The organism is Streptomyces sp. NTH33 (assembly GCF_003236365.1).
Taxonomy (GTDB): domain Bacteria; phylum Actinomycetota; class Actinomycetes; order Streptomycetales; family Streptomycetaceae; genus Streptomyces.
This window is the reverse complement of record NZ_POTZ01000765.1, coordinates 1-2045: the sequence shown is the minus strand read 5'-3', so window position 1 is coordinate 2045 and position 2045 is coordinate 1. Positions and strand designations below refer to the sequence as shown.

Sequence of the window (2045 nt, the reverse complement as noted above, 5' to 3'; positions counted from 1 at the left end):
CTTAAGGGCCGACTCGTTCTCGCCGGCCTCGGTCAGCACCTCGACCATGTCATCGAAGATCCGCAGATCCGTGAATTTTGCAGGCCGGGCGTCGAGTTCGGCCCGCAGCGCGCGCTGTGCCTCCTCGGCTTCCTGCCCGCGGCGCAGCGCGTACAGCTGGTCGACGATGCCGACCTGGGCGTCCCTGCCGAACTCGCCCCCGAACTCCACCGCGCGGCGAAAGAGCGCGAGGGCCTCCTCGTGCCGGCCGCCGCGCGCCGTGAACCAACCCGCATCCACCAGGGCACGTGGCTCCTCCGGGGCACCGGGGTGTTCCCTGGCCCACCGCTCGCACTCGGCCGCCGACGGCTCACGCCCCAGATCGTCAAGGAAAGCCGCATACGGGGTGATCACGGTACCGGACACCGGCGGGTCGCTCATGTGCAGACCCTACCGATGCCGGTGGCCGCTCGTTATCCCATACCGGACCTCATGCCGTACCGTTTCGCCGACCGTCGACGCCCACGCCCGGTGAGATCGTCGAGCCCGCGATGCCCCGCACAGTCGGGACTGCCGCAGGTCGGCGCGGCCCAAGAGAGGAACAGGCCGAAGATGCCGGCGGCGGAGATTACCCCGGCTTCGGCCCGGGGGTGGTCAGCAGCGAGGTCAGCCCGCCGGCGAGGCTGTGCACGGTGATGTAGGCGACCGTCCCCATGGCCAGCAGGATGAGCGCGCGGCACCGTTAGGTGCGGTGGCGGAACAGATAGGTGCAGGCCCCGGCGCCCGCCGTCCCGCTCGGGGACGGACGGCGGCGGGATCGCTGCCGGTAGCGTTCGGGGCGGCGGCTGGCCGCCTGATGGCCGGCCCGCCCAGGAGAGCAGCCGGCCCGCACAGGGTGCTGTAATAAACCATGTCGTACACTAGGGGGTGTGAAGACTTCCAGGCCCGGTAGCACGGAGAACATCTCCGTGTCCATGCCCTCCGACCTCGTCGGTGCGCTGCGCTCCCGCACCGGTAAGCGCGGGGTATCCGCCTACATCACCGAGGCCGTCCGTCATCAGCTGGCCATGGACGGGCTCGCCGAGATCGTTGCCGCCCACGAGGCTGAACACGGCCCCCTCACCGAACAGGAGGTCCAGGCCGCGCACCGCGAGCTGTTCGGTGACGGACAGGAGCCGGGCGCGGCCGGGCAGAGTGCCGCGTGAGGAAACCGCCCGCCCGTTCCATCGTCCTGGACTCGCAGGCTCTGTCGCTGCTGCTGGATAACGACCGACGGATGGTCGTCAGGATCGAGGCCGCACGCCGGGAGGGCGTTCCCGTGCTGGTCTCTGTCCTGACCATCGTGGAAGCCGTCCACGGCAAGACGGACACCGCGCGACTGCACTGGGTGCTCTCCCGACTCAAGGCCGAGGAAGTCAACCAAGCCGACTCCATGACGGCGGTGCGGCTGCTGCAAGACGCCGGCGGCCTCCACGGCCACAAATACGCCATCGATGCCCTCGTCGCCGCGATGGCCCTCCGGTCACCGGCCCCCGTGCTCGTCCTGACCTCCGACCGCGACGACTGGTCAAAGCTGTGCGGCGACCGCGTGGCGATCAGAGACCTCTGACGGGCAGTCGGGGCGGCGCCGGGAGTCCCGCGGTCTCGCGGCCCGTACCTCGCCGTTCACATGGAGGTTGGACGGCGGCATCATCATCTGCCGTGCTGCTCCGCCTGGCTTACCTCGCCGCGACCAACACCCTGGCGCTCCCGCGCCTGCTGCCGATGAGCGACCGAGACAAGGACATCGAAATCCTGGCCCTGCGGCACCAACTGCTGGTCCTGCAACGCCAAGTCGGCAAGCCCACCTTCACCGACACCGACCGCGCCATCCTCGCCGGCCTGCTCCACCGCCTCCCGAGGGAGAAGCTGCGCCGGTTCCTGCTGTTGGTACGCCCCGACACGATCATGCGGTGGCACCGCAACCTGCTCAAGCAACGACATGCCGCCACCTGCCTGCCGAAGCGGCGCGGACGCCCACCCCCCGTCCGGTCGATCCGCGCCCTGGTCCTGCGCCTGGCCCGCGA

3 protein-coding genes and 1 pseudogene are annotated in these 2045 nt (G+C 70.0%); 3 read left to right on the top strand and 1 reads right to left on the bottom strand.

Annotation, left to right across the window (positions count from 1 at the left end):
- Positions 1 to 420 (bottom strand): hypothetical protein (locus C1I97_RS35990; RefSeq protein WP_146608413.1); only part of this gene is annotated, 420 nt, incomplete at its 3' end.
- A 488-nt stretch (positions 421 to 908) separates the two neighbouring features.
- Between C1I97_RS35990 and C1I97_RS35985 the strand changes: the two genes are divergently transcribed.
- The 3 genes and pseudogenes from C1I97_RS35985 to C1I97_RS35975 form a co-directional block, all read left to right on the top strand.
- A complete protein-coding gene (locus C1I97_RS35985; RefSeq protein ID WP_109376692.1) occupies positions 909 to 1184 on the top strand; it encodes a hypothetical protein in 276 nt (91 codons plus the stop codon).
- The gene (locus tag C1I97_RS35980) at positions 1181 to 1588 is read left to right on the top strand and encodes a PIN domain-containing protein (protein WP_111007127.1); all 408 of its coding nucleotides are present in this window, start codon (positions 1181 to 1183) and stop codon (positions 1586 to 1588) included. Before C1I97_RS35985 ends, C1I97_RS35980 begins: the two co-directional genes overlap by 4 nt.
- Before the next feature lie 92 nt (positions 1589 to 1680).
- Positions 1681 to 2045: pseudogene (locus C1I97_RS35975) on the top strand (integrase); the annotation flags it as partial.